The organism is Lyngbya sp. CCAP 1446/10 (assembly GCF_026130175.1).
GTDB lineage: Bacteria > Cyanobacteriota > Cyanobacteriia > Cyanobacteriales > Microcoleaceae > Microcoleus.
Map to the genome: position 1 here is coordinate 15553 of NZ_JAIGNI010000058.1, position 21649 is coordinate 37201.

The following is a 21649-nucleotide window of genomic DNA, read 5'->3' on the forward strand; positions in this document are numbered from 1 at the left end:
TCCGTTACATCCGTTACATCCGTTACACAATCCGTTGCCGAACTTCCTTTATATTTTGGAAAACAATCAATGAACAATCAGCAATCAGAGACGACATTAGGAAACATTTTAATAGTAGACGATACGCCAGAAAACCTGCGCCTGTTGTCTACGATGTTGACTCATCGGGGGTACGCACCCCGCTGCGTTATCAACGGACAAATGGCTCTCAGAGCCTGCAATTCTAATCCGCCGGATTTGATTTTGCTCGACATAATGATGCCAGAAATGAACGGTTATGAAGTCTGCCAGCACCTAAAATCTGAAGCAAAAACTCGCGAAATTCCGGTAATTTTTATCAGTGCTAAAGATGAATTATTCGACAAAGTAAACGCCTTTGCTGTGGGAGCAGTTGACTACATCAGCAAGCCATTTCAGTTTGAAGAAGTGCTCGCACGCATCGAAAGTCACCTTACCCTGCGGAATTTACAAAAGCAGCTAAAAGAACAAAATGTGCTGCTTCAAGAAGAAATCACCAGCCGCTTAGCCGTTGAAAAAAACCTTCACGAAAAAAACCAAATCCTACAACAAGAAATCAGCAACCGCCTCGCCGTTGAAAAAGCTTTGCAAGAGCAAAATTTGCTCCTCCAACAAGAGATATCGCAGCGCCAGTACGCCGAATCGGCTCTCTTAAAATCTAACCAAGAATTGGCGCGTTCAAATGCGGAACTAGAGCAATTTGCTTATGTGGCTTCTCACGACTTGCAAGCGCCTTTAGCAACCATCGCCAGCTACGCTCAACTTTTAGAAAAACGCTATAAAGACCAACTCGACAGCCAAGGTAGTAAGTTTATCGGCAATATCGTTCATGGCTGCACGAGAATGCAAACTTTAATTGACGATTTGCTCGAATATTCGCGAGTTGGCCGGAGTCGGAAACCTTTTCAAATGACAGATTGCAATCAGGCAATCGAGCAAGCAATTGCCAACCTGCAAGGGGCGATCCGCGACACTCAAGCAGTTGTTACTTACAGCGAATTGCCAGCGGTAATGGGGGATTCTTCTCAACTCGTACAGCTCTTTCAAAATTTACTCGGCAATGCGATTAAATATCGCCAAGATGCACCGCCGCAGGTTCATATTACCGCTGGTAAACAGGAGGAAAACTGGTTATTTTCTGTCTCGGATAATGGAATTGGGATTGCTCCGCAGCATCAAGAACGCATCTTTCAAATTTTTCAGCGCTTGCACACTCAAAGAGAATACTCTGGGACAGGTATTGGTTTAGCAATTTGTCAAAAGATTGTGGAACGTCACGGCGGATCTATTTGGGTGGAGTCGGAACCGGGTCAAGGTTCAACTTTTCACTTTACTCTCGCTTAATCGAGACATCATGCAGGCACTTATAGCAGTTGACAGTTGACAGTTGACAGTTGACAGTTGCATAACGGGAATCAAACCATTGATGCTTGACGGTATCAGCTCTATTCATGAAGTTATTTATATCCTCACCGATATGGCGGTTGCTATATGTAGAAGCTAGAAGGCAGGGGGATCTGAATTAAATCTTATATTTTCAGGCAAAACCTGGGAGGTAGAAGTTAAATTGCCAGTTAGAATGAAAAATATTTTGCGTTGACAGTCGAGTCAGTTCGTGATATGATTTTAACTATTAAACACAATTTTTGTAGCGCTCGCTCACACCGCAATCTGACCGCCGATCTATGTGTAGGTACAATTCAATAACTGCCCCGGCAATCAAAGATAAAATCCAAGTTAGCTTGACACAATTTTTGATAAATGAATATTATGAAAGCAGTTTTTAACTTAGCTGTGCCTCCTACCTGCTTGAAAGTTTTGTTAGTAGAAGATAACCCTCAAGAAGCTGAGCTTATTGAAGATTTGCTGTCAGGAATTGGCGGGCGGCAGCGTATATTGCTGACGAAAGTAGAGCGCCTCAGTGAAGCGCAGCAGCGATTGAATCAAGAAACTTTTGACATAATTTTATTAGACCTTTCACTGCCAGATAGTCTGGGCATCGAGACGGTGGCTCGCGTACAAGAGTACGGGGTAAATGTGCCGATCGTAGTTTTGACCGCCCAAAACGACGAAGAGCTTGCCCTGCGGTTGATTTCGGTGGGCGTACAGGACTATTTAGTCAAAAGAAAAATCGATGGCGAACTGTTAATTCGATCGCTCCGTTACGCCATAGAACGCCAGAACAGCCAAGATGCTTTGCGAAAAAGCGAAGAAAAATATCGCTCGGTGGTGGAAAATTCCCTGATCGGAATTGCCATAATTACGCCAACTATTGAACCCCCAATTCCTGAAAATTGCAAGTGGATAGAAACTAACGATGCGTTGTGCAATTTGCTTGGCTACGAGCGCGACGAACTCGTACAAAAGAATTGGCTGGAGTTGACTCATCCAGAGGATTTTGATGCCAATTTTGAAAAATTGTCTCAGATGTTAGCAGGTACGCTCGATGCCTACATCTTAGATAAAAGGTGGCTTAGAAAAGACGGCGAAATAGTTTACACACGAGTTTCGCTGCGCTGTATCCGCCGCCAAGATGGGTCGATTGACCGAATAATTGAAGTAGTGTTAGATGTGAGCGATCGCTACCGCTACGAAGCCAAACTGAAAGCGTCAGAAGAATTTTTAAACCACACCATAAATGCTACGCCCGACCCAATTTTTGTCAAAGACGAGCAGCATCGCTGGATGATATTAAATGATGCTTTTTGTCAGTTGCTCGGCAAATCGCGGCAAGAACTGATCGGCAAATCAGATTATGACTTTTTTCCAAAATCTGAAGCTGATGTTTTTTGGGCAAAAGATGAAGAAGTCTTGACAACGGGTATCTGTTTGGAAATCGAAGAAAAATTCACAGACGCCGCAGGGAAAGAACGTATCATCTCTACCAAAAAAAGCGTCTTTAAAATAGCAGACGGCAGTAAAGTAATAGTTGGCACAATTAGAGATTTTACCGAATACAGACGCCAGCAGAAAGCCCTGGAACAAAGCGAAGCTAGATTTCAAAAAATGGTAGCTAATTTACCGGGGGCAATTTATCAATTCCGAATATCAGCAACTGGAAAAAAGTCTTTTCCTTACGTCTCTTCAGGCAGTCGCCAACTGTACGAATTAGAGGCAGAAGCAATAGAGCAAAATGCGGAACTAATTTTCAGCACAATTCACGCAGACGATCGCTTAGATTTGGAAGCATCGATCGCAATTTCAGCGGCTACTCTGGAACCTTGGCAGCAGCAGTGGCGACATATTATGCGATCGGGAAAAGTTAAGTGGCTACAAGGAGCGGCAAGACCGGAAAGGCTCAATAATGAGACAAACTCTGGGAGCGAAAGCGATATTCTCTGGGACGGTTTAGTGATGGATATCACTGAATTAAAGCAGGCCCAAACAGAGCGCGATCGCTTTTTCACCATTTCTTTAGACTTGCTTTGCATTGTCGGTTTCGACGGCAATTTTAAACGTTTAAATCCTGCTTGGTCAACGGCCCTGGGCTACAGTAGTGCCGAACTGCTCGCCAAGCCAGCAATCGAATGTATTCATCCAGATGATCGAGAAGCCACTCTAGTCGAAGCGGAAAAACTAATAACTGGTGCGCCCAGTATTTACTTTGAAAACCGCTGTCTCTGCAAAAATGGTTCTTACAAATGGTTGCTGTGGACGGCCTCGCCCTTTAGCGAAGAAGGTTTAATTTATGCGGTTGGCCGCGATATTACTTCTCGCAAACAAGCTGAGTCGAAACTTCAGCGGCAAGCAGTAGCAATGGCCTCTGCCCATGACGGAATCGCCATTTTTAACGAGCGTAAAGAATGTATTTATTCAAATGATGCTTATCTCAGAATGTACGGCTGGGCTGACCATAGCGAACTGCAAGGAAAAAAATGGCAAATGCTCTATAGCCCCGCAGAAATTCAATATCTTGAACGAGAAGTAATGCCACTTGTCCAGGAAAAAGGTTATTGCAGTATAGAAGGAACTGGCCAGCGCCGCGACGGTAGTCAGTTCCCTCAAGAATTATCGCTAACTATGCTTGCAGGCGGCGAGATGATTTCGATCGTTCGCGATATCACTCAAAGAAAACAAGCAGAATCAGCACTGCAATTGAGTCAGCGCCGCTATCAAACTTTGGCAGAAGCATCGCCAGTTTGTATATTTCACAGCGATGCGTTTGGCAATTGCTTTTATGTGAATCAGCGGTGGAGCGAAATCACGGGATTAAATGCAGAATTAGCAGCAGAAACTGGCTGGATGTATGGCATTCATCCCGATGATGCGGAGCGGGTAAAACATGAATGGTATCGGGCAATTATTGAAAAAATTCCTTTTAAATCAGAATACCGCTTTCAGCGTCCAGATGGTCGTGTAATTTGGGCGATCGGTCAGGCGATCGCCGAAATCGGAGACCAGCAGGAAGTTAAAGGCTATATTGGCAGTATTACTGATATTAGCGATCGCAAAAAAGCCGAATTAGACCTACTGCGGGTGACTCAAGCGGTGGAAAGTACGAGTGATGCGATCGGCATTGCTGACTTGACAGGGCGATCGATCTACCACAATCAGGCGTTTATTCAGCGGTACGGCTACACAGCAGAAGAACTAAACACAGCAGGCGGAGCAACGGCAATTTACCCCCAAACTCCAGTGCTGGTAGAAATGTTTAAAACGATCCGTAAAGGCAAATCTTGGCAAGGCGAACTCAAAATCCAAACTAAAAGCAACGAACTGGTAACAACTTTATTTCGCGCCGACTGTATTAAAGATGAAACTGGCAATTTAATCGGGTTAGTGGGAGTAATTACCGACATCACCGATCGCAAACAAGCCGAGATGGCGCTGCTACACCAACTAAGGCGAGAACGGCTGGTAGTTGCCATGCTCGATCGCATTCGCTCCTCCCTCAATTTAGAAGAAGTCCTCACCGCTGCTGTCGAACAAGTGCGGCAATTTTTGCAAACAGACCGCACAGTCATTTACCGCTTCAATCCCGACTGGAGCGGCATTGTAGTTGTGGAATCCGTAGCACAAGATAGAATTTCGCTGCGAGACTTTGACAATCTTGACTACTGTTTTAAAGAGAGATTTGTTGAGATTTACCAGCAAGGCTATATTCGAGCTATGGAAGATATTTATCTGGAAAATTTGACTGAATGCCACATTAAAATGCTGGAAGGATTTGAAGTAAAAGCTAACTTAATAGTGCCGATTTTAAAAGCACGAGAAACTATTTCCCAGACCCAACCGACCGCAGAAAATCAGCTCTGGGGACTGCTGATCGCCCAGGATTGCAGAGGCCCCCGTCCCTGGGATTCCTCAGAAATAGAATCCCTCCGGCAATTGTGCGTGCAATTGGCGATCGCGATCCAGCAATCGACGCTATTTGAACAAGCACAAACCGAAATTGCCGATCGCAAACAAGCAGAATCCGCCCTCCAACAAGCCGTATTAGCAGCAGAAACCGCCAACCGTGCCAAAAGTGAATTTCTCGCCAACATGAGCCACGAACTGCGCACGCCTTTAAACGGCGTTTTAGGCTACGCTCAAATCCTCAAAACCGACAAAGACTTAAGCTCAGATCAGCAAGAAAGTCTCACCAACATTCAACAGTGCGGCGAACACTTGCTGATGTTAATCGACGATATTTTAGACCTTTCCAAAATCGAAGCTAGAAAAATGGAACTCTACCCAGAGGAGTTAAATTTTCTAAATTTCACAAAAAATATTGCCGACCTGTTTCAGATGCGGGCTGCTCAAAAAGGAATTCGTTTCAATTACGAACAAGTATCTCCCTTGCCTAGCTGCGTCCATGTCGATCCAAAAAGATTGCGCCAAGTTCTGATAAATTTACTCAGTAATGCTGTTAAATTTACTAACAGCGGCGGAGTAACTTTCAAAGTCGGGTATGTCGGCACAGAGGCCTGGAGTCTAAGCCAAGGAGAAAAATATCAATTGTCGCTTTTGAGTTCGGAACTGAAAGAAAACTATCTGCGATTCTTTCACAATGCGAACGCAGCGAAACACGCTTTAAAAATCCGTTTTCAAGTCGAGGATACTGGGACGGGAATAGATGAAAATAAGTTAGAAGAAATATTTTTGCCTTTCCACCAAGCAGCAGGCAATACATTTATTGAAGGTACGGGTCTCGGACTCTCGATTAGCCAGAAATTAGCGAAACTAATGGGCAGCCAAATTTGCGTCAATAGCACTTTTGGCAAAGGCAGCACTTTCTGGCTTGATTTAGAATTGCCCGCAGCCAAACTGGACTTAAAAGTTTCTCCTTTGCGGAGAAAACGCTGGCTTATCGGTTTTGTTGGCAAAAAGCGGAAAGTGCTAATCGTGGAGGACGATCAACTAAATCGTGATTTGTTATGCAGGATGCTACAACGTTTGGGATTTGAAATTGCCGAGGCTAAAAATGGTGAAGAATGCCTCTGGAAAGCAGTTATGTTTCAACCAGATGTGATTTTAATGGACTTGCGGATGCCTGTAATGGATGGCTTAGAAACTGCCAGGAGACTGCGGAAGTTGCCGGAATTTAAAAATGTGGTGTTAATCGCTCTGTCAGCTAGCGTTTTCGAGGCTACGCAACAAGAGAGCATCCTTGCAGGGTGCGATGATTTTCTTCCGAAGCCGATCGAAGTCAATCAGTTTTTGGAACAGTTGCGAGTGCATTTGAAACTAGAATGGATTTACGAGGAATCTTCGGCAAGCAAAAAGCGGACAACTCCCAGTTTGCCACCAGTATCTAATTTTCCTGCTTATGCTTCTCTGTTACCTGCTGCTTCTGAGTCGGTAGCAAAACTTTTGAAACTCGCAGCTATGGGCGACATTGAAGAAATTTTTGAGGAGAGCGCTAAGCTGGAAAGTTTGGAGCAAAAATTAGTGCCGTTTGCCACGAAGCTGCGCCAACTTGCTAAGGGATTTCAGCTTAAACAAATTCGGCAGATTTTACAGCAGTATATTGAGGGGAAGTAATTGGGAATTGGGAATTGGGAATTGGGAATTGGGAATTGGGAATTGGGAATTGGGAATTGGGAATTGGGAATTGATCCGGGAGCAGAGCGGGCGGTTTAAACCCCACTTATACAATGTTAATTGTATCTAAAAACCAAATAAATCTCCAACTGTCAGCCACAATGCAACGGCTGTAAAATGCCAGATATCTTTGGGGACAGCAGAGATTTTGAGCGGCGCCGGATGTGGCTCGATGTTACCAGAAATAATTGGTTTAAAGCCGGAACTCTGATCGGGGAGAAATTAAAATTCGACGATTCATTACTCCAATCTTTTTCCTTCCAGGTAGAGGTAGATGTTAACTGTCAACTGTCAACTGTCAATTGAATGAAGGTGTTTTGTACTATTTTAAACTTGAAATTTCTGGTAAACTAAACTGTAAAGTTGCCTTTCATGCTAGACTGAAGTCAAAGGGTTTTCAGGCTATTTTTTGACAAGAGAGTTTTTGAGAGAGTTGGGATTGAAATTACTTTGCCTCAGTAACGGCCACGGAGAAGATGCGATCGCCCTTCGCATCTTGCGGGAACTGCAACAGCACCCGCACCCGCCAGAATTAGCCGTGTTTCCGCTAGTGGGCGAAGGGCAAGCTTTCGCTCAACTAGAAAACGCCCCCATCATCGGCCCGGTGCAGCGGATGCCTTCGGGTGGCTTTATTTACATGGACGGAAGGGAATTTTTGCGCGATGTCAAAGGCGGCCTACTTCAGTTGACCCTAGCTCAGTTTAAAGCGATCCGGGCTTGGGTGCGATCGCAAACACAATCTGGGAATCAAGACGCGGTTATCTTAGCCTGCGGGGATATTGTACCACTGCTGTTTGCTTGGCTCAGCGGCGCGCCCTATGCCTTTGTCGGTACCGCCAAGTCCGACTATTATTTGCGGGACGAGAACGGGCCTCTGGCTCGCAAATCCCGTTTTTTTGCTTGGATTTCGTCGCCGCGATCGGTTTATTTCTCTTGGGAGCGCTGGTTGATGACGAGAAACCGCTGTCGCGCCGTTTTTGTCAGGGATGCGCTAACCGCCGAGACTTTAGAAAAGCTGGGAATTCCCGTCTACAATCTCGGAAATCCGATGATGGACGGACTCGAACCGGAAAACCCAGCCAGTTTTTACGGCCCTGATGCAGAGTTTCGGGAAAGATCGCGATCGCTCGTCATCACCTTACTGCCCGGTTCTAGAGCGCCGGAAGCCTATGCGAATTGGCTGCTAATAGTAGAGGCTGTAGCCGGAATTTTGTCGCTATTTGCCGATCGCAAATTGTTATTTTTCGGAGCCATTTCTCCAGAATTAAACTTAGAAGCTTTGCGACCTAGTTTAGAATTTTTCGGCTGGCGCCAAGAGGGCGAAACTAGAACGCAGCGGCGAGAAGGAAGTATTTTGCGACCTCCTGTTTCTAGCGCTCAAGAAATTCATAAAGAATCTCCTAATTTGCTCTTGCCATTGACATTTGTGCAGAGAAATGCCACGATGATCTTGACTCAGCAAAGTTTTAACGATTGTTTGTCCGAAGCCGATTTAGCAATCGCAATGGCCGGAACCGCTACAGAACAATTTGTAGGTTTAGGAAAACCTGCGATCGCCATTCCCGGAAACGGCCCGCAATTTACTTCCGCTTTTGCAGAAGCTCAAAGTCGCCTCTTAGGCCCATCATTAATTTTAGTCAAACATCCCGTCGAAGTTGCCGGCGCAGTGCAGTCTTTATTCCGCGATCCCGACAGGTTGCAGCTAATCGCTGAAAATGGCTGGCGCCGCATGGGAGAAAGCGGCGCATCAGCCCGAATTGCCGAGTGTTTAATTCAACGGTTCGGTGGTGAATCCAACAATTCTCAATGGCCTAAAATACATTAAGGACACAACAATGTTGTGTCCCTACCGAATATCTTTAATTCTACTTTCTTTAAAAAAAATATTGCTCGCTAACTACTAACTCTCGTAGGGTGCGCAATGCGCACATTCCTAATTCTCGTAGGGTGCGCAATGCGCACATTCCTAATTCTCGTAATGAACCGGTGCGCAATGCGCACCATACAAACTCAATCGGTACGCATTGCTACAAACTCGTGAAAAAAATTAATTCGCCGTTTTTTCCGAATATGGAACCCAGAAATCAGCCTAAGAAATTTTAAAATCCGACTTCACCAAAACACCCGGTTCTCGCTGCATAGGGAGCACATCTAAAGTATCCAATTGCGCGCAATATTTTAAATCTTCAATCACACCCAAACCGAGGAGGCGCTGGCCGTGACTGGCTTTTTCCAACAATTCATGCAGCCGATCTTGCCAATGCAGATAAAGAGCGATCGCCCCAAATACTTCATCGTTACCAGCAAAATCGATCGCCGGAATACCACTTTCTGCCAAGAGACTTTGGGCGATCGCACCAGCACACACCGTATCCTCCAACGAATAACTCCCTTCCCAACCAGAACTCACAATCCAAATACTTTCCGGCTTTTTACTTAACAGAAACTGCACCACAGATTTGCGGTTAATCAAAGCCGCCGTCAACACAGTTGCAGCAGCTTGCACTCGTTGCAAAGCCCGAGTACCGTTAGTTGTGCTGATAAAAATTCGCTTCCCACTCACCTTTTCTCGCGGGCAGTCCAGCGGAGAATTCCCCATGTCAAAACCGTCAACTGTTCCTCCGCCGCGCTCTCCCGCCCGAATCCGCTTGTCTGCAGGCCATTTTTCACTCTCTGCCATCAGCTTATCTAAGTCGCTGAAAACTTGGACAGCTTCCGCCCCATTATTCAGGGCCGTTGCCATTGTCGTAGTCGCCCGCAGTACATCAACTGCGATCGCGCAAGCCGGCATTTTGTCCGCTGGCGTAAGTTCCGGGGTATGGTAAATAAAAAGCTTCACTTTTGGGGCTACCTGCAATAAATCCTCATACGCAATAATAATAGAAAATGACACTCTCACGCCTAATCTCTCAACCACCAAGACGGTAAGGATGTTCTTAATTCCTGAAATCCTTGATTTTATTGCTTCTGAATTCGATCGCGTCAGACAACTAAATCCCTCTTCCTTCTTCCTTCTTCCTTCTTCCTGATGACTACTGACTACTGACTACTGACTACTGACTAATGACTACTGACTACTGACTTCTTCCTTCTTCCTTCTGCATATGTCAAAACAGCTCAATTCAAATCCCGCCCCCGCAGCCATTAGCACACCAATTGGATTCCTCGCAGGTTTCACCTATCCTTTGCGAGCTTTCACGCTGATTTGGCAAACTCCCAAGCTGTGGACTTATGTATTAGTTCCCGTCGTGCTAAATTTTCTAATTGGTATCGGTCTTTATTTAAGCTTGCTATTTCCCAGTTTGGCAGGCATAGACGTTTTAGTTGCCGATTTATCCGTCCAATTTAATACTTTAATTGCGAGTTTGCCAGCTTGGCTGAGCTTTCTCGGCGTGTTAACAGTTGCTTTCGGCTGGCTGCTGCGCGTACTCCTAGTGTCAGGACTTTTGGTAATAATCGGGTTTTTATTAGTACAGTTCGGCGTGATTTTAGGTTCGCCCTGGTATGGCCAACTTTCCGAACAATTGGAACTGCTGCGGAACGGTCAATTGCCCGCAGAAGCACCGATGAATTTGGCGAATATTTTTCGGGATATTCAATTGGCGATCGGCTTTGAACTGCGAAAACTACAAATTTTGTTGAGCATCGGCATACCCCTGCTGCTGCTGAATTTTATCCCTGGCTTCGGCTCTATTCTTAGCACTTTGGGCGGCGTTGCTTTAGGCGCGATTATTGTCGGTTTGGACTTTTTAAATGCACCTTTGGAGCGGCGGAAGCTGCCTTTTCAGGAGAAGTTTGAGCTAATTCGGGCGAGTTTGCCGGCCAGCGGGAGTTTTGGCTTAGTTTGTTTGGGTTTGGTGAGTATTCCGCTGTTGAATCTGTTGGCGATTCCGCTGTGCGTGACGGCGGGGACTTTGTTTTTTTGCGATCGCATTTGGCCCGCCCATTTTGCCCCAGAAGAAACCAACCGCGCCCCAGAAACTAACATTACAACTTAAAAACTAGGGAGATGCTTCTAGTTTCCGCCGAATGCTTTCTCCCTTCGGCTAACTCTGGGACTTAAAACTCAGAAACGGGCTTAAAAACAACCAACTAACGAAAAAGAATGAAGCTGTAAATAGCTGGACAATATCGATCGCCGACAAATATCCGTCAGACAATAGTGCAATGCTTCTATCTGTCAGCCCGAATATCCAAGAGAGAATCCCAAACAGCCAAATGCCTTTTTGGAGCATTGACAAAAATGCTGAAACTTCGGAGTTTTGCTGATTATTCATTGATTTAGCCCTTGTTTGCGAAGAATCTGATTAACCGCGCACCCCAAGGGCTTAAGGATTTTTGGTGTCTCCTCGGATTCCCTTTGTTCTCTATATGTTAAGAAATGTTTCCCAATATTGCAACTTGCCCTGGAGGTATTTGCGCATCTATCTCAAGAGGTAGTCACAACGTCAAAAATCAGTAAACTTTGCTACACTTTGTCAGGAAGGGCGATCGATCTCCCACCATGAGTCCGCTCTTGCCATTAGTCGCAGGCGCTTGGTATAGTTAGTCACAGGCTGGTTCATTCAGTTGACAGTTGACAGTTGACAGTTGACAGCTACCTCTACCTGGCAGGAAGAGGATTGAAGCAATGAATAGTCGGATTTTAATTTCTCCCTCAAAGGGAGAGGCTTTAAACCAATTCTTTCTGGTAAAAAAGCGAAATCAAAAACTATAGCGCTTCTCAAGTGAGTTTGCCCCCGTGCGTGAGCAAGGGCAAATTAGCAAGTACCTATTACCTATTACCCATTACCGGACATACCTCACCTAAACAAGAAAGGCTATATGTTATTTAACAGTATTGAATTTTTAGTATTTTTTGCGATTGTTTTCGCCATATATTATTTCCCTCCCTTGCAAAAACTGCAAGTTCCCATCCTCATAATTGCCAGCTTTATATTTTACAGTTGGAGCGCGCCCGCACTGCTACTAATCCTGCTGCTATCAATTATTATCAACGCTACTGTCAGCTTTCAAGTTGCCAAAATTCCCGACAAGAAACAGCGATTTATTTGGGCATTATCGGGAGTATTTCTCAATGTATTAATTTTGAGTTTGTTTAAATACGCTGGTTTGCTGACCACCTTTGTGGCGGATGTTTTTAATATTGCCAGAACCGAAGGCAGTATTGCTTATTTATTTTTAAAATTGCCTCTGCCGATCGGCATTTCTTTCTACACATTTGAAGGCATTAGTTTAATAGTTGACGTACTGACTCAAAAAGACAAAAACGAAACCGAATCACACGCTTATGTCTCTCCCAACTTCAGCCAACACCTGCTCAACACTTCATTTTTCATTAGCTTTTTCCCGAATTTACTGTCAGGCCCAATTTTAAAATCCAAGACATTTTATCCCCAACTTGGCGTTAAATATTTCAAAGACATTCCTGCAAATTTCATTTTTCGCTCGCTCGTTGTCGGCTACTTCCTAAAAATGGTCATCGCCGACAACCTAAAAGACTACACCTTCTGGATCAGCTTTCCCTACTACCAAGGGTTTGGAACTATTACCAACCTAACCCTGCTGTTCGGCTACTCAATCCAAATCTTTGCCGATTTTGCCGGTTACTCCTTAATTGCGATCGGTTTTGCTGCTGCTTTGGGTTACAAAATTCCCGACAACTTCGACTTTCCCTACATCTCCCGTTCCCTCTCCGAATTCTGGAGAAGGTGGCACATTTCCCTATCAACTTGGCTGAGAGATTATCTATACTTTCCCCTCGGCGGAAACCGCAAAGGAAAAATCCGAACTTATGTTAACTTAATGACAGTAATGACTTTAGGAGGATTATGGCATGGGGCTGCTTGGAGTTATGCAGTTTGGGGAATTTATCACGGATTTGGTTTAGCCGTCGAACGCTTTTTTGGGTTCGATAAATCCAAAAACCAATCGCCAGAAATAAATCAAACAGAAACCAAACCAATCTGGCAGCAATTATTATTTGACAGCCTTAGCGTTATAGGAATTTTCTCTTTTGTTTCCTTCGGATGGCTGCTTTTCAAACTGCCGCGATTTGAAGAAGCGGTTGACTTCGCAGTTACTTTATTTCGCAACTATAAAGTTAAACCCGGTTGGACTCACATTATTCCGACGCTAATTTTTTCCATACCCGTAGTAATTTATCATATTCCTCATTTTCCCACTTGGCAAAATCTGATGAAACAAGATTCAATGAAAAAAGGTCAAAAAGTCTGGAGTCTTTATCAAGATTTAGCTTTAGGAATTATGCTAGCAATGATCTTCCTCAACAGCGGCAGCTCGAAACAATTTATTTATTTCCAATTCTAGAAGGTGTTCTATGTTTGTCAAACCCCAGTTGCGTTCTATTTTGCGCCCGGTACTAATTTTTCTGTTTCTAATGAGTTTTTATCAAGTGCTTGTCAGCGGCGGAGTTGTGCCAGCTTCTGAGGGAGTTAGCCTGATTCAAAATAATATTGTCAAAGCTCAAAGGTATGTATATCAGGATGATTCGGATCTAAAAATGGTAATAGTGGGTAGTTCCTTAGCTGCCAACCTTAATGTTAAAGACATTGGAGAGGGTGTAAAGAGCATAGCTTTGGGGGGAGGAGCGAGCCAAACAGGTTTAGAAATAGTTAAAAGAAGTAAAAGTAAGCCTCCGATAGTTTTGGTAGAAATTAACGATACTATTATCCGCAAAATAGATGCCGACTTAGTTGATTCTTTGTATCACCCTATTTTTTATTGGCTGCGCCAGTATCTGCCGATGATGAGAGAGGAATACCGTCCGATTAGCGTTTTTGTTGATTCTTTTAAAAGTCGCTCGAAGCAGAATCTAAAACTGATGAAGCGAGAAGCACTAGATAGCTTAGAAGGTCGCAATCTTACTCCCGAATTATCGCAAAAAGCTATCCAAACGACTGTTGATATTCAAAGCAAACCTTTGTCAAACCAAGATGCAAAAAATATGAAACAAGAAGCTGATTTGATGAAAAATCAAATCGCTGAAATCACAAAGGATAGCGGGGCAAAAGTAGTTTTATTTGACATACCGCTTGAGTCGCGAGTTAATGCTACACTCAGAATAAAACAAGTCCGAGAATTGGCGAAAAAGCTGTTTCCGCCCGATCGCTTTGAGTGGCTACCACCCCCGCCCCCGCGAGAATGGCGTACCAATGACGGCATCCACTTGATCCGCAGCGATGCTAGAGATTTTGCCGAGTTTTTGAGGGATAAATTGCTGGGCTAGTAGGGGTGGTGTCAAGAGTGGCGGCCCAGATTTCGGGTTTCTGAGATGTACTGGATCAACCCGTAATCTGCTTTAATAATTGAATCAATCCGTTAAATTCGTCAGTCCAGGACGCATCAAGACAGATGAGTTACTGCATAAATCCTCAATGCGAACAACGCGAAAACCTTGCTGCTGCTCAAAATTGTCAGGCTTGCGGCACGGCTTTGTTAATTGCCGATCGCTATCGTATCCTTAAACCAGTGCGATCGCCCAACCCCGCACACCCCACAGACATCTTTGAAGTCGAAGATTTCGGAACAGGGGACAACGAATGGGGAACTGTCAAAGTTTTAAAACTCTTGAAACACAGCCACAATCCCGATTTACTTCGTTTGTTCAAGCAAGAAGCGCGAGTGTTAATTTGGCTAGTGGGAAAGGCGAAAGTTCCCCAAGTCGAACCAGATGGTTATTTCTCAATTAAACTCCCCCATAACTCCCAGAAATTGTCTTGTTTGGTGATGGAAAAAATTAGCGGCGAAAACTTGGCAGAATTCTTAACGAAAAACCAGTACGTTTGTCAAACACTAGCTGTTGATTGGCTGCAACAAATGCTCAATATTTTGCCGGCAATTCACAAATATCATTTAGTACATCGGGATATTAAGCCATCCAACCTGATGCTTGCAGCCGATGGAACATTGCGATTAATTGACTTCGGCTGCGCCGTAGAAGCAGACACGGATACCACACCGATAGGTTCTGCTGGATACTCCGCGCCGGAACAAATTGTAGGAAAACCAGAAGTGCGATCGGACTTTTTTGCCCTGGGGCGTACTTTTGTACATTTATTGACAGGCATATCGCCGATCGACTTTCCTGTAAATCTCACAACTGGTAAGATTAACTGGAGGAACCAGGCTTTAGATGTTGACCAGTCATTGGTAGAGTCGATCGACGAATTGATGGAACCCCTACCCGAAAACCGACCGAAAAACACCCAAGTCATTTTAGAAAAACTCAAAAATATAGACCTTTTGATTACCTCCACAGAATCGAACTAATAATTTCCAATCCTCTATGCCCAATGCCCAATGCCCAATGCCCAATCAATAAATCTCTTCCAACCTGCGAAAATCCCGCTCAACTTCCGCCCACAAAGCCCGATTGTGAGGGTCAGTTTTTACAGCTTTTTTCAAATAAATTCTCGCCTTATCAACCTGCTTTTCGCTAATTAAATGCCGTCCCCAGCGCTGATAGGCGATCGCCTGCCACTGACGCACCTCCAAATCTTCGGGCACCCGCTGAGCCAAACCCTCAATTAGAGCGATCGCCCGTGGAAACCTTTGATATTTCAACAACTGTTGCAGTTCAAAATAAGCATCTTGCTTTAACTTTTTTTCCGCCCCCGACAGATCCTGGCTATCTGGATTCGGTTGCTGTTTCCGAGTCACCTTAACAGCCTGCGGTTGAGCTTTCACCGCCTCCGCTGGTGCTGTCGCAGTCGGTGGCACAGTTGAATTGGCAACTTTCGACTCCGCAACATCGGCGGGCGCAATATTCACCAGGAACTTATAAGCCTCAGTAATAGCAATAAACTTATTCTTAGCCTGTTCGTTTCCCGGATTCACATCGGGGTGATACTGTCTGGCTAACTTTCGATAAGAAGCCTTAACTTGCGATAAACTCGCACCAGACCTGAGTCCTAACTGTCGGTAATAATCTGCAATATCCATTTAGCATGAATGAGCGTGGATAATACCATTAAATATGGCAGAATCCTTAAATGTAAAGATTCTGCCAAAATTTACTGTGAACTAGGTCGTAGTGCGAGGTTTCCCCGCACTACTTCCCTATAAAAATCACTTACCTGCATCACAGGGGATTTAAGCCCCCACGTTGTAGGTGGATTGTTTTTAGGCTGGGGCTTAAATCCCCTGCCTAAAAACTTCACTGTCAACTGTCAACTGTCAACTGTCAACTGTTAAGGACGATCTTCGACTACTTTGTCGATCAAGCCGTATTCTTTGGCTTCCTCGGCGGACATGAAATAGTCGCGATCCATGTCTTTCTCGATTTTCTCGATCGGCTGTCCGGTATTTTTAGCATAGATACCGTTGAGTTGGTGGCGCAACCGCAGAATCTCCTTCGCCTCAATCTGAATATCCGTTGCTTGTCCCCGCGTACCCCCAGAAGGTTGGTGAATCATAATCCGCGAGTGAGGCAAAGCCAACCGTTTCCCCTTCGTACCGGCAGCCAGCAGGAAAGAACCCATCGAAGCAGCCAAGCCCACACAAATCGTCACCACGTCCGATTTAATGTGCTGCATGGTATCAAAAATAGCCATGCCTGCCGACACCATCCCACCTGGGGAATTGATGTACAAAATGATATCCTTACCCGAATCTTCCGAATCCAGATACAGCATCACGGCGATGATTTGATTGGCAATTTCATCGTCAATGTCCTTACCCAAGAAAATAATCCGTTCCCGGTAAAGGCGATCGTAGATATTAATCCACTGAGTATCATAACCCCCCGGCATTTTGTAGGGAACTTTTGGCACACCTATAGGCATAATTCGGAACTCCTTTTAATTGGTAATTGGTAATTGGTAATTGGGCATTGGGCATTGGTAATTGGGAATCGGTAATTGTTAGGAATCGGTAATTGGGAATTGTTAGTCATAAAAAGACTATTGAATAACTAATCAGGGTAGAAACTACTAGCCATTAACCCTTAATTATTACTCATGCCCGATGCCCGATGCCCGATGCCCGATGCCCCATTCCCCATGCCCTATTCCCAGTTAGATGACTCCAGCAGCCAGCGGTTTCGCCAATTCTTCCGAACTTTCAAGAACGCGATCGATCAAACCGTATTCTTTAGCTTCCTGGGGTGTCATGTACAGCAACCGATCCATATCTTTAGTAATTTTTTCGATCGGTTGGCCAGTACAACTTGCAAAAATCTCAAGCATCGTCGCCTTATTTGCCAGCACTTCCTTCGCCCGAATTTGAATGTCGCTGGCTTGACCCCGCGTGTAAGCCTTGGGTTGGTGCAACACGATCGAAGCGTGGGGTAAACTCGCCCGAAAGCCCTTTGTACCCGCCGCTAGCAGCATCGCAGCCATGCCCATTGCCGAACCGAGGCAAATAGTGTGCACGGGCGGCTTAATGTACCGAATCGTGTCGCAAATAGCGAAGGCTTCCGTTTCAAAGCCAACGGGTTCGCCACTATAACCAGAAGTGCCTGTCGAGTTGATATAGATTTTGATGGGCTTATCCGGGTCTTCGTACTGCAAGAACAACAGTTCAGCGATAATCAGTTCTGTTACCGCAGGTACCAGAGGCATACCCAGATAAACGATCCGCTCCTTCAGCAACAGGGATGGCAAATCGGGAGGCGGCGTCCGAGAGTTGCCTTCCCCGTAGTATTGCGATTGCACAGCTTTTATTGGTGTGTTCATAAACCGAAATGTTGCCTGAACTGATGGAGCTATTCTTATAAGAAATAGTAACGCAATCTTTAGGTATCCCGCATGAAAGTTAGTTTGCTCCCGGTGTTAAACGACCCCAACCTTGATGCTACTGCGCCCTCAACCCAGCGCCAGCTAGCCATTTCGGTGTCTGCGACGGCAAGCGCGATCGACTCCAGCGTACCCTTAAACCTGTGCCTGATTCTCGACCACAGCGGCTCGATGGGCGGACGGCCCTTGGAAACTGTCAAACAAGCCGCCGGACGGTTGCTGGACAGGTTGAAGCCTGGGGATCGCTTTTGCGCGGTGGCTTTCGATCACAAAGCCAAAGTCCTCGTCCCCAATCAAGTTGTGGGAGATCCCGCCAGCATTAAACGCCAAATTGAGCAATTGCGCCCCGCCGGCGGTACAGCAATTGATGAGGGCATTAAGTTAGGTATTGAAGAGTTGGGGAAAGGCAAAAAAGAAGCTATATCTCAGGCGTTTCTGCTGACTGACGGCGAAAACGAACACGGCGACGACAGCCGCTGTTTGAAGTTGGCGAAACTAGCCGCCGAGTATAACATGACTTTGAATTCTCTGGGATTTGGCGATAACTGGAACCAGGATATTTTGGAAAAGATTGCTGATGCGGGCGGCGGTGCTCTGGCTCACATTCAGCGTCCCGAAGATGCGGTTGATGAGTTTGGCAAGCTGTTTACTCGCATCCAAGGTGTAGGTTTGACTAATGCTTATTTGCTATTTTCGCTAATGCCAAAAGTGCGGTTAGCCGAACTTAAACCGATCGCGCAAGTTGCCCCAGATACGATCGAATTACCGGTACAGCAAGAGGGCGATCGTTTTATGGTGCGCCTGGGAGATTTAATGAAGGATGTAGAGCGAGTAGTTTTGGCTAATATTTATATTGGACAGTTACCGGAAGGTACGCAGGCGATCGGGCAATTGCAAATTCGCTATGACGATCCGAGTGTCGGTGAAGGTTTGCTTTCCGATCCTGTGGCACTTTCTGCTAATGTCCTGAAAGTTTATCAGCCGGCACTTAACCCGATGGTGCAGCAGCACATTTTAGCTTTGGCTAAGTACCGTCAAACTCAACTCGCAGAAACTAGGTTACAACAGGGCGATCGCGCGGGTGCGGCCACGATGCTGCAAACGGCCGCTAAAACTGCTCTGCAAATGGGTGATAAAAGTGCCGCAACTGTGCTGCAAACCTCTGCTACTCGTTTGCAGTCTGGTGAACAATTGAGTGAAGCCGATCGCAAGAAAACTCGGATTGCTTCTAAAACTATTCTTAAGTAGTGTAATGTGCGGTTAATTGCGATCGGCAGCATTGTTCGTAGTAAAGACTTTAATCCTAATTGACTAAAAGTCACAGAGAGGACTGAAGTCCTTACTACGAACCGGTTTATAATGTGTGTATCACCTATCAAGAGCCCTTGTATGAGCCAGACAATATCTGATAAAGTACGCTGGACTACCGCCGATTTGGAACTATTGCCCGATAACGGCGATCGTTATGAACTTATTGATGGAGAGTTATTTGTGACTAGATCACCGCATTGGGGTCATCAACAGACTTGTGGCAGATTTTTCTCTGTGCTTGATACTTGGTCGATGTCTTCTGGTTTAGGACGAGCTGCAATCAATCCAGGGCTGATTTTCACAGATGCCGATAACGTCATTCCTGATGTAGTTTGGGCCAGCAATGAACGCTTGGCCCTCTTGCTAGACGAAGCCGGCCATTTAACCGCCGCCCCTGAGTTAGTTGTTGAAGTATTATCTGCTGGTACAGACAATGAAAGACGGGATAGAGATTTGAAACTCAGACTCTATTCAGTGCGGGGAGTACAGGAATACTGGATCGTGAATTGGCGGTTGCAGCAAATTGAGGTTTATCGCAGGGAACAAGCAAGTTTAAGGCTAGTTGCTACACTGTTGAGAAACGATCAACTTACTTCGCCTTTGTTACCTGGTTTTAGTTGCTCTGTCGCTCAGATTTTTGCTTAGATTATTTATGAAACTCTTTTACAGGGCGATCGCCCTTTGGGGATTTGTGACAATTTTGGGCGGCATATCCCCTGCCATTTCTACAAAACCCTCACCAATACTAATCGTTCAAAATTCGGCTGAAGACTTATTTAACAGCGGTTTAGCCAAATCAGAGGCTGGAGACATCCCAGGGGCGATCGCCGATTACACAGAAGCGATTCGCCTCAATCCCAACTACGCCCAAGCCTACAACAAACGCGGCATCATTCACGGCCGCAACCTCAAAGACTATCCAGCAGCCAAAGCCGACTTCGATCGCGCCATTGAAATTAACTCCAACTACGGCGACGCTTACTACAACCGCGCCAAAGTCCGCTATTTCTTAAAAGATAAACCGGGCGCAATTGCCGACTATCAAAAAGCCGCCGAAATTTATCAAAAAGACGGCAAGACAGAAGATTATCAAGATGCCATGAAACACCTGCAAAGCCTGGGGCAATAAATAGCTTTGTGAAAACATGGTATAAAATAAATACCCAAAAAATCATCTGCGTTCATTTGCGTTCATCTGCGGTTGAACACTCCAAATTAACTATTCAAAAAATGTCCGTAATCTCCACCGTCACCGTCACTGTACCCGCCACCACCGCCAACCTCGGCCCCGGATTCGACTGCATCGGCGCAGCCTTAAGCCTCTACAACCACTTCCAATTCTCCCTACTAGAACCCTCCACAACAGAGAAACTAAAAATTACCGTTACAGGTACAGAAGCAGCCAAAGTCAAGACAGACGACAGCAATCTCGCTTACCAAGCCTTTGTCAAGTTATACCAACACCTCCAACAATCGCCACCGCCAGTCACAATCCATATAGATATGCAAGTGCCATTGGCTAGGGGTTTAGGAAGTTCCGCTACCGCTATTGTCGGCGGGTTAGTCGCGGCGAATTGTTTAGCCGGTAAGCCTTTGAGTCAGGTGGAAGTGATGCAGTTGGCGATCGAACTTGAAGGACATCCCGACAACGTTGTCCCCGCTTTATTGGGAGGTTGTCGCCTCGCAGCTAGCAATCCACCCCCCCAACCCCCCCTTAGTAAGGTGGGGCTAAGAGAAGAAATTCCCCTCCGTGAAGCTGGGCTAAGAGAAGAATCACCCTTAGATCCGGAAATTCTACCATCACCCCCCCTTAGCAAGGGGGGGCCGGGGGGGGGTTCCTGGGAGATTTGCGATATTCCCTGGCATTCTAATATCGTGCCAGTGGTAGCCATTCCCGATTTTGAACTTTCTACCGCCGAAGCGCGCCAAGTTTTGCCCGCAGATTACAGCAGGGCTGATGCGATTTTCAATGCAGCACACCTCGGTTTGTTGGTGCGGGCTTTGGAAACGGGTAATGAAAACTGGTTGCGCTGCGCCCTACAAGATAAAATTCACCAGCCTTACCGCCAATCTCTGATTCGGGGATATGAATCTGTGCAACAAGCTGCTGTGGCTGCTGGCGCTTACGGTACGGTAATTAGCGGTGCCGGGCCGACGATTTTGGCTTTGACAAATTCAGCATCTGCGCGGGCTGTTGCCGAAGCAATGGCTGCTGCTTGGATGGAATTTGGGGTGAAGGCTGATGTAAGGGCTATTTCCCCTGATACCCAAGGATCGCAAGTCTCGGCTTAATTATTGGTAAGGTGCGTAGCCAAGAGGGTAATTGTGCAATCTTTCAGTCATCAAAAACCCGGTTTCTCGGCCCCACGCACCCCGACAAAGAAACCGGGTTTTTTACCAAGTCTGCGGGTAACAATGAAGTATCTCGGAAAAAACCCGGTTTCTGAACCCACTCGATTGTAGCGACAATAGCAGATCGCTACCACACCGAATGCGATCTAACCACCTTCAGTATCAAATAATTTACTTTAGTTTAC

Annotated in this window: 16 protein-coding genes; 11 read left to right on the plus strand and 5 right to left on the minus strand. The window is 45.6% G+C overall.

What is annotated here, in order from left to right:
- Positions 1–69 precede the first annotated feature (69 nt).
- The 3 genes from K4039_RS21330 to K4039_RS21340 all read left to right on the plus strand — a co-directional run bounded on the left by K4039_RS21330 (position 70) and on the right by K4039_RS21340 (position 8869).
- Entirely contained in the window at positions 70–1362 is a 1293-nt protein-coding gene (locus K4039_RS21330) for an ATP-binding protein (protein WP_265238285.1), read from the plus strand.
- Between the two features lie 426 nt (positions 1363–1788).
- On the plus strand, positions 1789–6984 hold the full coding sequence (locus K4039_RS21335) for a PAS domain S-box protein (RefSeq protein ID WP_265238288.1): 5196 nt from the start codon (positions 1789–1791) through the stop codon (positions 6982–6984).
- Positions 6985–7453: 469 nt separating this feature from the next.
- Positions 7454–8869 (plus strand): lipid-A-disaccharide synthase-related protein, encoded by a 1416-nt coding sequence (locus K4039_RS21340; protein ID WP_265238290.1) that lies wholly within the window; start codon positions 7454–7456, stop codon positions 8867–8869.
- A gap of 264 nt (positions 8870–9133) precedes the next feature.
- On the opposite strand, the gene K4039_RS21345 is transcribed toward K4039_RS21340, so the two are convergent.
- Positions 9134–9883, minus strand: a complete 750-nt coding sequence (locus K4039_RS21345) for a 2-phosphosulfolactate phosphatase family protein (protein WP_265238313.1) — start codon at positions 9881–9883, stop codon at positions 9134–9136.
- Positions 9884–10148: 265 nt separating this feature from the next.
- Between K4039_RS21345 and K4039_RS21350 the strand changes: the two genes are divergently transcribed.
- Positions 10149–11042 carry an EI24 domain-containing protein gene (locus K4039_RS21350; protein ID WP_265238292.1) on the plus strand — a complete coding sequence of 298 codons (894 nt, stop codon included), beginning with the start codon at positions 10149–10151 and terminating at the stop codon, positions 11040–11042.
- Between the two features lie 48 nt (positions 11043–11090).
- On the opposite strand, the gene K4039_RS21355 is transcribed toward K4039_RS21350, so the two are convergent.
- Positions 11091–11321: a hypothetical protein gene (locus tag K4039_RS21355; RefSeq protein ID WP_265238294.1), complete on the minus strand. Its 231-nt coding sequence runs from the start codon at positions 11319–11321 to the stop codon at positions 11091–11093.
- A gap of 547 nt (positions 11322–11868) precedes the next feature.
- Between K4039_RS21355 and K4039_RS21360 the strand changes: the two genes are divergently transcribed.
- The 3 genes from K4039_RS21360 (at position 11869) to K4039_RS21370 (ending at position 15336) form a co-directional block, all read left to right on the plus strand.
- Positions 11869–13374 carry an MBOAT family protein gene (locus tag K4039_RS21360; protein ID WP_265238296.1) on the plus strand — a complete coding sequence of 502 codons (1506 nt, stop codon included), beginning with the start codon at positions 11869–11871 and terminating at the stop codon, positions 13372–13374.
- A gap of 10 nt (positions 13375–13384) precedes the next feature.
- Positions 13385–14293, plus strand: a complete 909-nt coding sequence (locus K4039_RS21365; protein ID WP_265238298.1) for a hypothetical protein — start codon at positions 13385–13387, stop codon at positions 14291–14293.
- A gap of 125 nt (positions 14294–14418) precedes the next feature.
- Complete coding sequence (locus K4039_RS21370; protein ID WP_265238300.1) at positions 14419–15336, plus strand: serine/threonine-protein kinase; 918 nt, start codon at positions 14419–14421, stop codon at positions 15334–15336.
- A 45-nt stretch (positions 15337–15381) separates the two neighbouring features.
- Here the strand turns inward: K4039_RS21370 and K4039_RS21375 are convergent, their stop codons facing one another.
- The 3 genes from K4039_RS21375 to K4039_RS21385 all read right to left on the minus strand — a co-directional run bounded on the left by K4039_RS21375 (position 15382) and on the right by K4039_RS21385 (position 17741).
- Positions 15382–16008: a J domain-containing protein gene (locus K4039_RS21375; protein ID WP_265238302.1), complete on the minus strand. Its 627-nt coding sequence runs from the start codon at positions 16006–16008 to the stop codon at positions 15382–15384.
- A 248-nt stretch (positions 16009–16256) separates the two neighbouring features.
- Positions 16257–16850 carry an ATP-dependent Clp protease proteolytic subunit gene (locus tag K4039_RS21380; RefSeq protein WP_194065252.1) on the minus strand — a complete coding sequence of 198 codons (594 nt, stop codon included), beginning with the start codon at positions 16848–16850 and terminating at the stop codon, positions 16257–16259.
- Positions 16851–17081: 231 nt separating this feature from the next.
- Complete coding sequence (locus tag K4039_RS21385; protein WP_265238303.1) at positions 17082–17741, minus strand: ATP-dependent Clp protease proteolytic subunit; 660 nt, start codon at positions 17739–17741, stop codon at positions 17082–17084.
- Between the two features lie 72 nt (positions 17742–17813).
- Here K4039_RS21385 and K4039_RS21390 point away from each other — a divergent pair, with 72 nt between their 5' ends.
- The 4 genes from K4039_RS21390 to thrB all read left to right on the plus strand — a co-directional run bounded on the left by K4039_RS21390 (position 17814) and on the right by thrB (position 21404).
- Complete coding sequence (locus K4039_RS21390; protein WP_265238305.1) at positions 17814–19049, plus strand: VWA domain-containing protein; 1236 nt, start codon at positions 17814–17816, stop codon at positions 19047–19049.
- Positions 19050–19190: 141 nt separating this feature from the next.
- Positions 19191–19757: a Uma2 family endonuclease gene (locus tag K4039_RS21395; RefSeq protein WP_265238307.1), complete on the plus strand. Its 567-nt coding sequence runs from the start codon at positions 19191–19193 to the stop codon at positions 19755–19757.
- Between the two features lie 7 nt (positions 19758–19764).
- Positions 19765–20241, plus strand: coding sequence for a tetratricopeptide repeat protein (locus K4039_RS21400; RefSeq protein ID WP_265238309.1), 477 nt, complete (start codon positions 19765–19767; stop codon positions 20239–20241).
- A gap of 101 nt (positions 20242–20342) precedes the next feature.
- On the plus strand, positions 20343–21404 hold the full coding sequence (gene thrB, locus K4039_RS21405) for a homoserine kinase (RefSeq protein ID WP_265238311.1): 1062 nt from the start codon (positions 20343–20345) through the stop codon (positions 21402–21404).
- Positions 21405–21649: the final 245 nt, after the last annotated feature.

Coding starts and splice junctions, on each gene's coding strand:
- K4039_RS21335 (WP_265238288.1), top strand. CDS start 1,789: ATGAAAGCAGTTTTTAACTTAGCTGTGCCTCCTACCTGCTTGAAAGTT.
- K4039_RS21370 (WP_265238300.1), top strand. CDS start 14,419: ATGAGTTACTGCATAAATCCTCAATGCGAACAACGCGAAAACCTTGCT.
- K4039_RS21355 (WP_265238294.1), bottom strand. CDS start 11,321: ATGAATAATCAGCAAAACTCCGAAGTTTCAGCATTTTTGTCAATGCTC.
- K4039_RS21330 (WP_265238285.1), top strand. CDS start 70: ATGAACAATCAGCAATCAGAGACGACATTAGGAAACATTTTAATAGTA.
- K4039_RS21350 (WP_265238292.1), top strand. CDS start 10,149: ATGTCAAAACAGCTCAATTCAAATCCCGCCCCCGCAGCCATTAGCACA.
- K4039_RS21395 (WP_265238307.1), top strand. CDS start 19,191: ATGAGCCAGACAATATCTGATAAAGTACGCTGGACTACCGCCGATTTG.
- thrB (WP_265238311.1), top strand. CDS start 20,343: ATGTCCGTAATCTCCACCGTCACCGTCACTGTACCCGCCACCACCGCC.
- K4039_RS21365 (WP_265238298.1), top strand. CDS start 13,385: ATGTTTGTCAAACCCCAGTTGCGTTCTATTTTGCGCCCGGTACTAATT.
- K4039_RS21390 (WP_265238305.1), top strand. CDS start 17,814: ATGAAAGTTAGTTTGCTCCCGGTGTTAAACGACCCCAACCTTGATGCT.
- K4039_RS21375 (WP_265238302.1), bottom strand. CDS start 16,008: ATGGATATTGCAGATTATTACCGACAGTTAGGACTCAGGTCTGGTGCG.
- K4039_RS21380 (WP_194065252.1), bottom strand. CDS start 16,850: ATGCCTATAGGTGTGCCAAAAGTTCCCTACAAAATGCCGGGGGGTTAT.
- K4039_RS21360 (WP_265238296.1), top strand. CDS start 11,869: ATGTTATTTAACAGTATTGAATTTTTAGTATTTTTTGCGATTGTTTTC.
- K4039_RS21400 (WP_265238309.1), top strand. CDS start 19,765: ATGAAACTCTTTTACAGGGCGATCGCCCTTTGGGGATTTGTGACAATT.
- K4039_RS21385 (WP_265238303.1), bottom strand. CDS start 17,741: ATGAACACACCAATAAAAGCTGTGCAATCGCAATACTACGGGGAAGGC.